This is a genomic window from Paenibacillus sp. 01T422, assembly GCF_056398785.1.
The window spans coordinates 1-14,220 of the sequence record NZ_JBFTQB010000039.1; the positions used below are offsets into that span (position 1 = coordinate 1).

Here is a 14,220-nt window from a genome sequence, read left to right on the forward strand (position 1 = left end):
CATCCATGTTCCCGCCCCAACGAGGCATCGGCATTTTGAAGAACTGCTCCAAGGATTTCAAACGAAACTCAAGCATCCAATCAGGCTCCCCCTTCATTCTGGAGATTTCTTCAACGATTTCACGAGTCAAACCTTTTCCGGACTGGAAAATCGATTTGTGCTCATCTCGGAAACCATACTTATAATCTTCAAGATCTGGCATTTGTTTTGCCATGGTTATTTCCTCCTTAGCGTTTTGGGTTACAGATCAATAACAAGTTCTATGCAATCGCTAAAAGCGTTAGTTATCGGTCTTTTGGGTATGTTCAATACCTTTGCGAAGAGCGTTCCATGCCAGGGTTGCGCATTTGATCCGCGCAGGGAACTTATTCACCCCAGATAAAGCCTCTATATCTTCATATTCAAATTCAACAGATTCGCCTTTCATCAGGCCAGAAAAATCTTCCGCCATCTTCAGCGCCTCTTCGAGCGTCTTGCCTTTGACAGCATCCGTCATCATGGATGCGGAAGATAGAGAGATCGAACAGCCTTCGCCTGTGAATTTCGCCTGTTTCACGATACCATCTTCCACCAACATTTGCAGCGAAATTTTGTCACCGCAAGTTGGATTGTTCAGATCGATAGTTACCGCTTCACCAGACTCAAATTTCCCCCGGTTACGAGGTGTTTTATAGTGATCCATAATGACTCTACGGTATAAATCATCCAATTGCATGGCCGAAGTACTCCTTTGTTTTTTGTAAGGCCATCACAAGACGGTCAATATCTTCTTCTGTATTGTATAGATAAAAGCTTGCACGAGCTGTGCTGCTTACTTCAAGCCATCTCATCAGAGGCTGTGCGCAGTGATGGCCTGCACGAATCGCTACTCCCTCTGCATCCAGAACAGTTGCCACATCATGTGGATGTACATCACCCAGATTAAACGTAACAAGTCCCGCACGGTTGCTAGTTGGCCCATAAACAGTCAGATCTTCAATCTGAGTCATACGTTCCATTGCATAATTCGTGAGCTGAATATCATGTTTGAAAATATTGTCCATTCCGACTTCTTGCAGAAAATCAATCGCCGCGCCAAGTGCGACAGCGCCTCCGATGATTGGCGTTCCGCCTTCGAACTTCCAAGGCAGTTCCTTCCATGTCGATTCATACAGATCCACATGGTCAATCATCTCGCCGCCAAACTCAACGGGTTCCATGTTTTCGAGCAAGGCCTTCTTGCCATACAATGCCCCAATTCCGGTTGGTCCACACATTTTATGTCCGGAAAGCGCGTAAAAGTCGCAATCCAAATCCTGCACATCCACTTTCATGTGTGGAGTGCTTTGTGCGCCGTCAACCACCATTTTTGCACCATGTTTATGGGCAATTTGGGCGATTTCTTTGACAGGGTTGATAACACCCAGCACGTTGGAAACATAAACAACCGAAACGATCTTGGTACGGTCTGTAATCGTGTTCTCTACATCTGCCAGTGAAATCGATCCGTCGGGCTGTAAAGGGATATATTTTAAAGTGGCGCCTGTTGCCTTAGCGGCTTGCTGCCATGGAATCAAATTGCTGTGATGTTCCATTGGCGTGAGGACGATTTCGTCGCCTTCGCTGAGTACCGCTTTGGCATAGCTGCTTGCCACAATATTGATGGCTGTTGTCGTGCCTCTGGTGAAAATAATTTCTTGCTCACTGGATGCGCCGATGAACTTAGCAACTTTCGCTCGAGCTCCTTCGTACGCATCTGTTGCTCGGGAACCTAGGGTATGAACACCGCGATGTACGTTCGCATTGTCCCATTCATAGTAATGCTTGAGTGCCTCAATCACCTGAATGGGCTTCTGGGATGTAGCAGCGCTGTCCAAATACACCAGTGGATGACCGTTCACTTCTTGTTTTAGAATGGGAAAAAGTTCACGTATCTCGGCTGTATTCATTGTCCCAGCTTCCTCTCCACTAAGCTTTGCAGCTGTTCTTCAACGCTCTTAATCGGAATTTCGGAAACGACTGGCGCCAAGAATCCGTAAATGATCAAGCGCTGAGCTTCTTCTTTCGTAATACCGCGGGACATCAAGTAATGCACTTGCTCGGCATTCACTTGACCAACACTCGCAGCATGGCCTGCTTTAACATCATCTTCATCGATGAGAAGGATTGGGTTCGCGTCTCCACGAGCTTTGGGGCTAAGCATCAACACTTTCTCCGTTTGTTGACCGTTACAGCCTTGTGCTCCCTTTTCGATCTTCGTGATCCCGTTGATGATTGCTGTAGCGCCATCTCGCATAACTGCACGTGTAATCATGTCGCTCGTGGAGGCTTTGCCCCAGTGAACAGCGCGTGTTGTTAAGTTAAGCTTCTGCTCATGCGTACCAACACAAATGATTTTCGCATCGGAATCAGACCCTTTGCCTCTCAGGATAGATGTCGTATCCGACATTGTATTCCCGTAGTTCATTTCCCCAACTACCCACGCAATGCTAGCATCGTTCTCAAGAATAGCCCGGCGGTAAGTCAAATCCGTAACGGACTCTTCAAAGTTATGAACGGACGCGTAACTTACGCGTGCACCCGGTTTCGCGAATACTTCAACGATTCCGTTCTGAACGAGTTCAGCTCCCGACAAGGAAGATACGAAGTTATCCACGTAGGAAACAGAGCTGAATTGTTCTGCGACAATCAGAACGTGCGGAGCAAATGTAGCTTCAGCATCATCAGTAACAAACAACGCTTGAAGTGGAACTTCTACACGAACATCTTTTGGTACGTAGATGAAAATACCACCGTTCCATAGCGCAGCGTGCAGAGCTGTCAATTGATTTTCGTTCGCTTCGATAGCTTTCATGAAGTAAGGTTTCACTAGATCGGCATGATCGCGAATCGCTGTTTCCAAATCAGTGAAAATGACGCCTTGCTTCTTGAGTTCTTCGGAAACTTGATTGTACACAACTCCGGAGTTGCGTTGAACAATCAGGTTATCTGAGTTCGTTAGTCCTTGCGCAACTTCTGGCAAAGACTCAAGGGAAGTCAGAGGAGTTGGCGTTTTATAGGAACCGTAGGAGGAAATGCTCCAACGATCAATTCTTGTCTTTTCAAGCGTAGGTAATTCCAAAGAATTCGCTAATGCCAACCCTTCTGTACGAAGGGCAGTCATCCATTCCGGCTCCTGCTTGCTGCGGGAGAGCTCGATGACAGCATTAGAATCTATGGAAAGTTGTGTTTGAGTACTCATGGTATTCCTCCTAATATATAAGGACCTTTGACCCTAAGATCAAAGTCTCTCCTCTCTTTAGTACTTCGGCCCCGGCGTGTTCATTGGGATTTTGAATTCTTCCTCGTCTTGGCCAACCGTTTCGTCCACGATGCCGAGTTCTTCTTTGATCCAATCGTAACCTTCCGATTCCAGACGCTCAGCTAGCTCTGGACCACCGGATTTCACGATGCGACCTTGCATCATAACATGTACAAAATCAGGTTTAACATAGTTGAGCAAACGTTGGTAATGCGTAATGATCAAGAAGCCGCGCTCTTCACTGCGCATAGCGTTAACGCCTTCAGCTACGATACGCAATGCATCGATATCAAGACCGGAGTCAATTTCGTCAAGAATAACGAATTTAGGCTCAAGCAAAAGCATTTGCAGGATTTCGTTACGTTTTTTCTCACCGCCGGAGAAACCTTCGTTCAAGTAACGGTGCATGAACTCAGGGTTCATTTCAAGCTGTTTCATTTTCGCTTCCATTTGGCGAATAAACTTGATCAATGAGATTTCGTTGCCTTCGCCACGACGTACATTAATTGCGCTGCGCAAGAAGTCAGCGTTCGTTACGCCAGTGATTTCGCTCGGGTATTGCATAGCTAGGAACAAACCAGCGCGTGCTCTCTCGTCAACAGCCATTTCCAAAACATCTTCGCCCTCTAAAGTAACAGAACCCTCCGTTACTTCATATTTCGGGTGACCCATCAAAGCGGCTGCAAGCGTACTTTTACCTGTACCGTTCGGTCCCATGATAGCATGGATTTCTCCGCCTTTGATTTCAAGACTTAACCCTTTCAAAATTTCCTTTCCTTCGACGTTCGCTCTAAGACCGTCTATTGTAAATGTTGGTGAATTTGCCATTTTCTTTAAGCCTCCATAATGTTTAAATGTACTAGATAAACGATAATCATAAAATGATTATCATTGATTCTCATTAGAATAATTCTATTATAACTTACTATGTCAAATCAAGAAAGGGCAATTGCTTCAAAAAGGTGGGCATTTTGTGAAAATGCAACCATTTTCTTACGACAAAGTTTGCTTGATTTCAGCAACCTGCGCAGCAAAATCCTCATCGCTCAAAACCGGAACTAGCGAGGATTCGGGCGGTGTTTCAGCCCCAAGCTCAATCCRTGACTTACAGCCAATATAGGCTTGCTCAATTGGAATATGTATAGGTTCTGCCAGTCGATACACTCTTAAGAGCATGAGATGCAGCGGATTTTTTCGTTTCCACTTCAATCTCTCGTCCGTGAAATTTTCCGTCCAAATGTGATAAGGATACAGTTTATTCAACAGTTCTCCATCACTGATCTCAATATCCTCGATCATCCTGGCATACGAACGGATWGTAATCTGGTCATCCTGAGCACTCCAACCGACCAATGTTTCATCCATCACATTTCGATAACTTTCCTTGAGTAAATCTTTTCTCTGGTGCTCGTAAGTAGGATATAGAAAAAAATCATTGGATTCGACTTGAAAATCTCTTGTTTCCTCAACAATACCCCCTTTGCGCATAATAAAAATCTGTGTGCCGTCTTCCAGTGCTTTGATAGCCGAAGCCCACTCTTTCAAGGCCTTTGGTTTGTCCACCGACGCCAACTCCTTGTTATCCCAATAATCCATTTATTATAAGGAATTTGGAGAAGCAAAACAACACGGCATGAAAAGGCGAAAAGAAAGGGATGGCTCTCAGGCCATCCCTAAGTCTACTTATTTACATCTTCGGCGTAATACGATTGTTGTATACGGGCAAACTGTGTTTGATTCTGTTTCATCGGATTAGGGTCTGCATTCTTCCCGGGAGACTCCGCCTCGAAAGCCATGAAGAATAAGAAAAAGCACGCGGCCATTACCAGCAGCACATTCAGGATTTTCATCATCATTAGATCCTCCGAAAGCGAATTTGCTACTAGTATAACGAAGTATCATTAGGCTCATGTTTTTCCAGCTTAAAGAAATTGTAAAGGGGCTGACTGCTTGTGACTATCCCAGGAAAGATTGCAGCATCCAGCGGTGTTTTTCCAGTGAAGTCTGTATGGCTAGCAGCATATCCGAAGTCGTTTCGTCTTGTACTTCTTCACAGGCTTGCATACCGGCCTTTAGCTCTTGGGTGAGAATTGTGAAATCCTCAATGACGGCTTCAACCATTTTGGTTGCCGTCTCGGTTCCTTGCGCTTCTTTTAGGGAGGACAGTTCAATATAGGCTTTCATTGTCGCCGCTGGTTGACCGCCAATCGAAAGAAGACGCTCAGCAAGTTCATCTACATGCAGAGCTGCTTCATTATACAATTCCTCGAATTTGATGTGCAGCGTGAAAAACTGGTTTCCTTTTACGTACCAATGAAAGTTATGCAGCTTAATAAAAAGCAAGCCCCAGTTCGCAATTTGCTTATTCAGAACGGTTTGGATAGATTGAGCCGATGTTAGAGTCGTTGTTGCCATGAGAAGTGCCTCCTAGTTGTTATTTTCGGTACAGCATATACACGTTACTTTGCGTTCTTTGGGCCGATATTATGTAATTTGTGCAACATTTCCGAAGAGAGTATTTCAAGCGGCCCCTTTTTGCCTTATACTAGGGAAAGACGATTAATACACAGTAAACTAGTTGGAATTAATTTCAATGACTCATTAGGAGGCAAAACATGTCTACATATCATCCTTTAAGTGAAGCTCAAGCGATCGAATACGCTCGTCAAATCCCGGATTTGTTCCAACCCGGATCGGAACTGACCAGCCACGAAATCGGCGACGGCAACTTAAATCTCGTTTTTCGCATCTCGGAAATAGCTTCAGGGAAAAGCATTATTTTGAAACAAGCCCTGCCATATGCAAAGGTTGTCGGAGAATCCTGGCCGTTGACGCTTGACCGGGCACGGATTGAGAGCGAAGCGCTAATTATTGAAGAAGGATTAGTACCGGATCTTGTGCCGCATGTATATGCTTATGACGCGGATCTCGCGCTGACAGTGATGGAGGATCTAAGCGATCACATCATTATGCGCAGAGGGCTAATTGAACGGAACGAATACCCGCTGTTTGCCGAGCATATTGGACGTTTTATGGCAAATACGTTATTTTTCACCTCGGATTTAGGCAAAAATCAACAGGAAAAGAAAATCCAACTAGGCCGCTTCATCAATCCTGAGCTTTGCAAAATTACGGAGGATTTGATATTCGACGATCCATACCGTGATGCCGATACGAATAGCTTTGAAGATCATATCCGCGATGCGGCAGAGCAGCTATGGGCGGACAGCGAGCTTCACTTCGAAGTCGCAATTCTTCGCCAGAAATTCTTGACGAACGCGCAAGCGCTGCTTCATGGCGATTTGCATACGGGAAGTATTTTCATCAAACCTGACTCCACGAAAGTCATCGATCCAGAATTCGCTTATTACGGACCAATGGGCTTCGATATCGGAGCTGTGCTCGCGAATTTGATTCTTAACTTTGCTGGTCAAGAAGGTTGGAGCAAGGATCACGAAAGCCGTGAAGCGTACCGTGCTTATTTGTTGAATACTGTGAAAGAGGTATGGACGCATTTTGAAGCGAATTTCCGCGCGTTGTGGAATGAGCATGGTGTAGATCGTGTCTTCCAAGCGCCTGGCTACCAAGACTATTTCATTAAAAACCTGCTTCAGGATACTGCGGGCTTCACAGGTGCAAAAATGGTGCGCCGTATCGTAGGACTTGCTCATGTCGCAGATATTGATAAAATTGAAGATAGCGCTGCTAGAGAACGTGCTCAGCGTTTGGCGTTAGCGATCGGTACAAGCTTTATTCGCGCTAACCGACAAGTGGCTTCTATCGATGAGCTAATTGCCATCGTCACCAAAGAATCAGCAGCAGAAAGAGGATTCGTTCTATGACTAATAAGAACTTAGAAGGTTTAGAGGAGCAAGGTGCATTACAATCCTTGCGTTGGAATGGTCAGCAGCTTGATCTATTAGATCAGCGTTTGCTGCCAGAAGAGATTGTGTATTTGGCGCTGGAAACACCAATTGAGGTGTGGGAAGCGATTCGTCACTTGAAAGTTCGCGGGGCACCGGCTATCGGAATCGCCGCCGCGTATGGTGTATATCTAGGCATCCGCAACGTAGATGCTGCAGTAGATGAGCTTCTGGCGGAAGTACAGAAGCAAGCGGACTACCTGGCGACGTCCCGTCCGACAGCCGTGAACTTGTTCTGGGCGCTCGATCGGATGAGAGCGCAGGCTGGCAGTTTGGCAGCGGCTGGCGTTAGCGCAGACGCTTTCAAGGCTGCGCTTCTGGGAGAAGCGCAGAAGATTCAAGCGGAAGACGAGGAGACGAACCGCCAGATCGGCGAACACGCGCTGACGCTGTTCGAGGATGGCTTCGGCGTGCTAACGCACTGCAACGCCGGCGGTCTTGCGACAGCCAAGTACGGCACGGCGCTAGCGCCGTTCTACTTGGCTAAGGAAAAAGGCGTGAACCTGAAAGTGTTCGCGGATGAGACTCGGCCCGTGCTGCAAGGCGCGCGGCTTACAGCCTTTGAACTGCAGCAGGCCGGCGTCGACGTGACGCTGATCTGTGACAACATGGCCGGAGCGGTCATGTCCAAGGGCTGGATCCAGGCGGTCATCGTCGGAACCGACCGCGTAGCCGCTAACGGCGATGTTGCCAACAAGATCGGCACGTACAGCGTGGCGGTCTTGGCGAAAGCGCACGGGATTCCGTTCTACGTGGCGAGCCCGATCTCCACGATCGATTTGAACACACCTACAGGCGGGGACATTCCGATTGAGGAGCGCCATGAGGATGAAATCACGCAAGGCTTCGGCAAACGTACGGCACCGCAAGGCGTCAAAGTGTATAATCCTGCCTTCGATGTCACTCCGAGCGAGTACGTAACGGCGATTATTACGGAAAAAGGCATCGTTCGTGCTCCATATGCGGAGAACTTGCGTAAGCTTTTCGAATAAGGTAGCACCCTTATGCTTGTATAGTAATTTTTGCAAAATAGACTTAGTCCATCTATTCCTGGGGTGGCGACGTCCATTAGCCACTCGCCAATGAGTGGAGTGGCTTACTTATTAGGAACGCCGATAATTCCCTATTCCAGCAGAATCGACGTCCCTTTGGCAATGGACAGCTAAGTGGAGTGATGACTTATTGGTAACGCCGATTACTGCTGCTAATTCCCGCGTCTGATCCACTTTTGCTCAATTAACTGGAATTTCAAACGTTAATTTCATCAAATCCAGCTACTTTCGCCCGCAAGTGATGATTTAGATGCAGTTTCTGCAGCTATTCCCATCTGTGACTCGATGTAGCTCCGATTAGCGGTAGATTCTCCATCTATCGCTGCCGGCAGAAGCAGCAGCAGCAGAGCATGGTTCGTCGTCACCAATTAAAAAAGGCTATTCCTGCCGTATCCTAGTTGATTTCAACTACGATAACGGCGAGAACAGCCTTTTTCTTATCCATGCAGGCGTTCACGATACCGGTTCGGCGTGACACCATGCGCTTTTTTGAACACATAATGCAAATAATTACTGGAAGCAAAGCCGCTTTTCTCGGCGATCTTCTCCAAGGTCATAGTCGTTTGCAGCAGCTCTGTGCACACATGTTTCAAGCGAACCTGCTCCAGGTATTCACTGAAGGATATGTTCGCCTGCTCCTTAAAGATGCGCTGAAGCTGTCGCGAGGAGATCTGCAGCCGATCAGCAACGCCCTCAAGCGTCAATGGACGCCGGAAGTTGTCCTCGATGAACTGTACGGCAAGCTGATAGCGGTAGCTTTTCATGTCGCGTGCTGGCAAATCGAGCCCTTGATGATCCGCTTTGTAAGCGCCGATCGTTCTCAGCAACATCTGGATAATCGATTGTTTGATGATCGTATATTGTCCAAGCTGGTTGTCCCGCCAAGCTTCAAAAGCGACCAGAAAGCATTTCATCGCTTCCTGCCGGTCAAAGGCAGGGATATGCGGAAGCTCGCTTAGCTGCTTGATGCAAGCATCTGCCTCCGCGATCTCCCATGCTTCTCCCCAAGCCTGTGACTCGCTCCCAGAGTCTCCTACAGCCAATGAAGGCTCTTCCAGCCGCACAAAGTCCACATGCAAACACAACTCATCCATTTTTTCGTGTTCATCCGCCTCTTGACGGTGCGACACACCTGGAGCTGTCACATACAGCATCCMTTCCTGCAAAGGGTGGGTGACCCCATCTAGGATAACTATGCCTTTCCCGCTAGGGATGTAATGAAACTCGAATTCAGAATGATGATGGAAATCGATTAGCGTACCAGCCGGAAAGGAGGTCAGATGGCAGCGAAGTACACGGATTCCGTAAGATCCCCATCGAAAGCGCAAGTCCAAGCGATCGAGTGCTGTGGGATTTTCAAGCATCGGTTCAAAGTAAAAGGGCTGACTCATGCTGAACCTCTTTCCATCGTGTACAGATCAGTTATTATTGAGCTAAGGAATCAATACGTACTTGTTGTTTGGATTTCGCAGAGCGGTTGGAAGCCTCCATCAACTTGGTTAAGTCCACAGCCAGCTGAATATTTTCAGTAGCTTTTGTTCCGTTTTGAATGTGGTCTACCCATTGATCAAAAGCAGACGGCTTCTCTGTCGGACCGTTCTCGTAAGCTGTCCAGCCAGCGTCAGCAAGCTTCCTAGTACGCAGCAGAATTCTTCCGTCATGATCGGAATACAGCACGCTGCCTTCGGTACCATGAACTTCAATCACGAATGGTGAATGAGCGTTCACAAAGCCAGCCTCTACGATGCCTAGAGCGCCATTAGCATACTGAAGCGTAGCTACAGCATTATCTTCAACTTCTCTGCCCGTCACATACCCATAAGAAGCGCTTACAGCCTCAGGCAGACCCAAGAATAGACGAGTTAAATACATCGGATGACAACCAAGATCGATTAACGCACCGCCGCCACATTGTTCAGCATTGTAGAAATGCTCAGGCAGCCAGCCTTTCKGATTCGCCTCTGTTGAAATACCGCCATTGTGGGATAAACGAGTGCGCACGAGCGTAATCGAACCTAGCAGTTCCTTCGCGATAATTTCTTGTACAGCTAATGTATACGTTGGATTCAAACGCGGCAATGAAACCGTCAAAGTTACACCAGCTTCATTAACCGCATCTAGAATCTCATTCACTTCATGTAACGTTGGAGCAACAACTTTCTCCGTAAATATATGTTTACCTGCCTTTGCAGCAGCGACCATAATATCACGGTGCATGTTTGTCGGTGTGTCTACAACGACGCCGTCAATATCCTTATTTGCCAGTAACTCAGCAAGATCCGTATAAAAGGCAACACCACGCTGTGACGCTTCTGCTTGTCCGCGCTCAGGAATTTCATCCCACACCGCTACAATCTCGGTATCTTTGTGCTCGGTAACCTGTTTTGCATAGTCTCTTGCATGCACGTGCCAAAAACTTAACATTGCTACTTTAATCATGTTAACCTCCAAATAAGTGACTTGGCTTCATTTTAACATGCCTTGGCAGCTTGATAAATTTCGAATTAACGACAGACGAGGGTGCAAAATAACGACATCAATTTATTTACTTACAGGTACCGCATTGTAGTACTCTTCCATGGTCATCTTTTTGGCTACCATATCCTTAGCCGTATCCGTACCTACATAACGAATGTGCCATGGCTCATATTGGTACCCGGTAATTTTCTCTTTTCCTTTGGGATAACGGATAACAAATCCGTAGTCCTGGGCATGCTTCTCCAGCCAGTTCGCTTCTTTGGTCCCTCCAAAGCAATCCTCTGCGGCACACTTCCCGTCACTGCCGGATACATCGATCGCAAGTCCTGTTTCATGCTCACTTGTTCCTGGCACAGCGCTGTACGTTTTCGCTTTTTCCTCGCCATCCTTCAGAACGTAACGTTGGAATAGCGACTTCTGCGTTGCATATGAGCGATAGGCTGAAACGCCCGCTAAACTGATACCATCCTTTTTGGCGCCTGCAACTAGCTTTTCAATTGCTTCTGCCGCGGCAGTGCGCATTTTGCGTTTTTCAATCTTCTCCGCAAATGTAAAAGGAATATCCGGATAGACCAAATCCGTCGGCTCGTAGCTCGAAGGAAGTGAGAACTGTTTGTTCACGAGGACCGTCACACTCTCCGGCTTGGCAATGACTTGAAGTCCATCACCTTTGGAAGGCGTGCTGGATGTCTTCGGAGAAGCCGACGGGCTTTGAGCGGGCTTTGCGCTTGTTTGCGGCGAAGCTGTTGCCGTTGCCTCAGGCGTTGATGTGGAAGTCGCCGTATTGGGCGTAGCCGTTGTCGTCGCACTGGCCGAAGGGCTCGTGCTTGGTACATCCTTCTCTTTGCTGCTGCATCCCGATAGTATGGATAACGCTACGAGTAAGGCGAGCGAGTATTTTGTCTTTTTGTTCATGCTTAAATTAATGCCTCCCTGAAGTTGAAAAACTGACATATGAAATAGACTTCTCATCTCTAATAAAAGTTGCATGAAGTCGAATTTCAACGTAAAAAGGCTGCCATCTAGGTTTTGCGCCTAAATCGCAGCCTTCTCATATTTTATGCGGAACGGATGGTGGTTACAAGTTTAATCGGTTTCCAGAGTTTGGTTAAGCCTGACTTGCGGCAATCGCCTGCTCTAGATCATAGATGATATCTTCAATTGCTTCAGTTCCAACGGATAAACGAATAAGTCCAGAGGTCACGCCTGCAGAAATTTGTTCTTGTTCACTCAATTGGGAGTGTGTTGTGCTGGCTGGATGAATAATAAGTGATTTGGAATCTCCAACATTGGCTAAGTGTGAAAAGAGCTCAACGGAATGAATCAGTTTCTTACCTGCTTCAACGCCGCCTTTGATCCCGAAGCTTAAGATAGCCCCTTGACCCTTAGGCAGGTACTTCTGAGCAAGCTTGTAGGAAGGATGGCTTTCCAGTCCGGCATAGCTAACCCACTCCACTGCCTCATGAGACTCCAAATATTGAGCCACCTTCAGGGCATTCGTGCTGTGGCGTTCCAGACGCAAATGCAGCGTCTCCAGTCCTTGCAAGAGCATGAACGAGCTGTTCGGTGAAAGGGAAGCACCCAAATCGCGAAGCAGCTGAACTCTTGCTTTGATAATGTACGCAATTGGTCCTACCGCATCGGTGTAGACAACGCCGTTATAGCTCGGATCAGGTTTCGTCAAACCTGGGAATTTGCCGCTTGCCACCCAGTCGAACTTGCCGCTGTCAACAATAACGCCACCGATCGTAGTTCCATGGCCACCAATAAATTTAGTTGCCGAGTGCACAACAATATCCGCGCCATGCTCGATTGGTCTTAAGAGSTATGGGCTTGGGAATGTATTATCAACAATCAATGGAATGCCATTCTCATGTGCGATAGCCGCCACAGCTTCGATATCAAGGATATCCCCTTTGGGATTGCCGATCGACTCAGCGTAAACCGCTTTCGTTTTGTCGGTAATGGCGCTGCGGAAATTCTCGGGATTGCTTGGGTCAACGAACTTAACGTTAATTCCGAGCTTAGGTAATGTATTTGAAAATAAATTATAAGTGCCGCCATACAAGGACGAAGCCGAGACAATTTCATCTCCAGCTTCCGCAATGTTCAAAATTGCAAACGTAATGGCAGCCTGCCCAGATGCTACGGCAAGAGCCGCTGGAGCACCTTCCAGTGCAGCAATCCGCTTTTCAAAAACATCCGTTGTTGGATTCATAATTCGCGTATAAATATTACCAAACTCTTTGAGCGCAAATAAATTGGCTGCATGGTCCGTATCGTTAAATACATAAGACGTTGTTTGATAAATCGGAACAGCTCTTGAATTGGTTGTAGGATCGATCTCTTGACCTGCATGAATGGCTAGTGTTTCCGGTAAGTACTGGCGTTTGGAATCTGACATTGCACATGCCTCCTTGGATGGTGAATGGATTCGTTGACTTAAAATCGATAATTCCTACTGGATTAGTATGTATTTATTCTAATGGAAATATGGAGCTATAGTCAATATACCATACTGGCATTATTTTCTATACTTGTTTCATTGAAAGAGAGAGTTCCTGCCGATTTCCCTCTACTCTTTGTCTGGCGGAAGCAATACGATCCGTCCATCTTCCATAGCAACGCGCACCTTATTCGTCCGGGAAGCTCCAATCGAATCGAGGAAATTAGCTGGAATTTGCAATCTACCCGCCTTGTCAACGACGGCATATTCAACATGAGAATCCTCTTCGGCAGCCAGAATCCCCTGCTCAAGCTCGAGCAACTCCTCTTGATAGGATTTGCGCCGCAGAATCTCCGAGGACGTTTTGCCGTCCCGAATCGCAACCACCCGATCTACCTTCTTGGCCAAAAGCGGATCATGCGTAACAATCACAACGGTTAATCCAAAACTGCGGTTCAGCTCCCGGAACAAATCGAGAATTTGATTCGCCATCTTCGTGTCGACAGACCCTGTAGGTTCATCCGCCAGTAAGAGCCGGGGCTGATTCGCAAGTGCAATGGCAATAGCGACACGCTGCTGCTCTCCGCCAGAAAGCTCATTGAGCTTATTGTTTCTACGATGGCTTAGACCTACAGCTTCGAGCAAATCCAAAGCGCGGTGACGCTTGCGTCGCCCCTGGAGAAGGATGGGCAGCTCCACATTTTCCAAAGCAGTCAAATAAGGAATCAGGTTTCTCGCGTTATTTTGCCAGACGAAGCCAACTGTTTCCCTTTTATACTTAACCAGATCGGATTCCTTAAATTTCAGCAAATCCTTCCCATCCACACGGAGATTACCTGCTGAKGGCCGATCCAGCCCTCCCAGCATATTCAGCAACGTCGATTTCCCGCTGCCGCTGTTTCCGATAATCGCCATCAGCTCCCCTTCCTCAACATGAAGGTCAAGCCCTTGCAAAGCAACGACTTCAAGATCGGCTGCCTTATAAATTTTAACCAAATTTTCACAGTGAATCATCCCTTAATCCTCCCCAAGCTTAATGGC

15 protein-coding genes and 1 pseudogene are annotated in these 14,220 nt (G+C 47.1%); 2 read left to right on the forward strand and 14 right to left on the reverse strand.

The window, feature by feature from the left end; genetic code table 11:
- The 8 genes and pseudogenes from AC1DUA_RS03845 to AC1DUA_RS03880 form a co-directional block, all read right to left on the reverse strand.
- Positions 1-214, reverse strand: a pseudogene (locus AC1DUA_RS03845) (Fe-S cluster assembly protein SufB); the annotation flags it as partial.
- A 66-nt stretch (positions 215-280) separates the two neighbouring features.
- Positions 281-715, reverse strand: a complete 435-nt coding sequence (sufU, locus tag AC1DUA_RS03850; RefSeq protein ID WP_161408979.1) for a Fe-S cluster assembly sulfur transfer protein SufU — start codon at positions 713-715, stop codon at positions 281-283.
- Complete coding sequence (locus tag AC1DUA_RS03855; protein WP_477498469.1) at positions 702-1,928, reverse strand: cysteine desulfurase; 1,227 nt, start codon at positions 1,926-1,928, stop codon at positions 702-704. Before AC1DUA_RS03855 ends, sufU begins: the two co-directional genes overlap by 14 nt.
- Positions 1,925-3,220 (reverse strand): Fe-S cluster assembly protein SufD, encoded by a 1,296-nt coding sequence (gene sufD / locus AC1DUA_RS03860; RefSeq protein WP_477498470.1) that lies wholly within the window; start codon positions 3,218-3,220, stop codon positions 1,925-1,927. The genes AC1DUA_RS03855 and sufD overlap by 4 nt, the downstream gene beginning before the upstream one ends.
- Positions 3,221-3,277: 57 nt before the next feature.
- Complete coding sequence (sufC, locus tag AC1DUA_RS03865) at positions 3,278-4,108, reverse strand: Fe-S cluster assembly ATPase SufC (RefSeq protein WP_477498471.1); 831 nt, start codon at positions 4,106-4,108, stop codon at positions 3,278-3,280.
- A 165-nt stretch (positions 4,109-4,273) separates the two neighbouring features.
- On the reverse strand, positions 4,274-4,843 hold the full coding sequence (locus AC1DUA_RS03870; RefSeq protein ID WP_477498472.1) for a DUF1802 family protein: 570 nt from the start codon (positions 4,841-4,843) through the stop codon (positions 4,274-4,276).
- A gap of 116 nt (positions 4,844-4,959) precedes the next feature.
- Positions 4,960-5,136, reverse strand: coding sequence for a hypothetical protein (locus AC1DUA_RS03875; protein ID WP_477498473.1), 177 nt, complete (start codon positions 5,134-5,136; stop codon positions 4,960-4,962).
- A gap of 100 nt (positions 5,137-5,236) precedes the next feature.
- Positions 5,237-5,695, reverse strand: coding sequence for a Dps family protein (locus AC1DUA_RS03880; protein ID WP_477498474.1), 459 nt, complete (start codon positions 5,693-5,695; stop codon positions 5,237-5,239).
- A gap of 200 nt (positions 5,696-5,895) precedes the next feature.
- Here AC1DUA_RS03880 and mtnK point away from each other — a divergent pair, with 200 nt between their 5' ends.
- Positions 5,896-7,122, forward strand: a complete 1,227-nt coding sequence (gene mtnK / locus AC1DUA_RS03885) for an S-methyl-5-thioribose kinase (protein ID WP_477498475.1) — start codon at positions 5,896-5,898, stop codon at positions 7,120-7,122.
- Positions 7,119-8,195, forward strand: a complete 1,077-nt coding sequence (gene mtnA / locus AC1DUA_RS03890; RefSeq protein ID WP_477498476.1) for an S-methyl-5-thioribose-1-phosphate isomerase — start codon at positions 7,119-7,121, stop codon at positions 8,193-8,195. The genes mtnK and mtnA overlap by 4 nt, the downstream gene beginning before the upstream one ends.
- Before the next feature lie 272 nt (positions 8,196-8,467).
- Here mtnA and AC1DUA_RS03895 read toward each other — a convergent pair whose 3' ends face one another.
- The 6 genes from AC1DUA_RS03895 to AC1DUA_RS03920 form a co-directional block, all read right to left on the reverse strand.
- Complete coding sequence (locus AC1DUA_RS03895) at positions 8,468-8,623, reverse strand: hypothetical protein (protein ID WP_477498477.1); 156 nt, start codon at positions 8,621-8,623, stop codon at positions 8,468-8,470.
- A gap of 69 nt (positions 8,624-8,692) precedes the next feature.
- Positions 8,693-9,646: a cupin domain-containing protein gene (locus AC1DUA_RS03900; protein ID WP_477498478.1), complete on the reverse strand. Its 954-nt coding sequence runs from the start codon at positions 9,644-9,646 to the stop codon at positions 8,693-8,695.
- A gap of 34 nt (positions 9,647-9,680) precedes the next feature.
- Positions 9,681-10,694: a Gfo/Idh/MocA family protein gene (locus tag AC1DUA_RS03905; RefSeq protein ID WP_477498479.1), complete on the reverse strand. Its 1,014-nt coding sequence runs from the start codon at positions 10,692-10,694 to the stop codon at positions 9,681-9,683.
- Positions 10,695-10,796: 102 nt separating this feature from the next.
- Entirely contained in the window at positions 10,797-11,648 is an 852-nt protein-coding gene (locus tag AC1DUA_RS03910; RefSeq protein ID WP_477498480.1) for a M15 family metallopeptidase, read from the reverse strand.
- A 193-nt stretch (positions 11,649-11,841) separates the two neighbouring features.
- On the reverse strand, positions 11,842-13,137 hold the full coding sequence (locus AC1DUA_RS03915; protein ID WP_477498481.1) for a homocysteine synthase: 1,296 nt from the start codon (positions 13,135-13,137) through the stop codon (positions 11,842-11,844).
- A gap of 171 nt (positions 13,138-13,308) precedes the next feature.
- Complete coding sequence (locus AC1DUA_RS03920) at positions 13,309-14,193, reverse strand: ABC transporter ATP-binding protein (RefSeq protein ID WP_477498482.1); 885 nt, start codon at positions 14,191-14,193, stop codon at positions 13,309-13,311.
- Between the last annotated feature and the right edge of the window lie 27 nt (positions 14,194-14,220).

Coding starts and splice junctions, on each gene's coding strand:
- sufU (WP_161408979.1), bottom strand. CDS start 715: ATGCAATTGGATGATTTATACCGTAGAGTCATTATGGATCACTATAAA.
- AC1DUA_RS03855 (WP_477498469.1), bottom strand. CDS start 1,928: ATGAATACAGCCGAGATACGTGAACTTTTTCCCATTCTAAAACAAGAA.
- sufD (WP_477498470.1), bottom strand. CDS start 3,220: ATGAGTACTCAAACACAACTTTCCATAGATTCTAATGCTGTCATCGAG.
- sufC (WP_477498471.1), bottom strand. CDS start 4,108: ATGGCAAATTCACCAACATTTACAATAGACGGTCTTAGAGCGAACGTC.
- AC1DUA_RS03875 (WP_477498473.1), bottom strand. CDS start 5,136: ATGATGATGAAAATCCTGAATGTGCTGCTGGTAATGGCCGCGTGCTTT.
- AC1DUA_RS03880 (WP_477498474.1), bottom strand. CDS start 5,695: ATGGCAACAACGACTCTAACATCGGCTCAATCTATCCAAACCGTTCTG.
- mtnK (WP_477498475.1), top strand. CDS start 5,896: ATGTCTACATATCATCCTTTAAGTGAAGCTCAAGCGATCGAATACGCT.
- mtnA (WP_477498476.1), top strand. CDS start 7,119: ATGACTAATAAGAACTTAGAAGGTTTAGAGGAGCAAGGTGCATTACAA.
- AC1DUA_RS03910 (WP_477498480.1), bottom strand. CDS start 11,648: ATGAACAAAAAGACAAAATACTCGCTCGCCTTACTCGTAGCGTTATCC.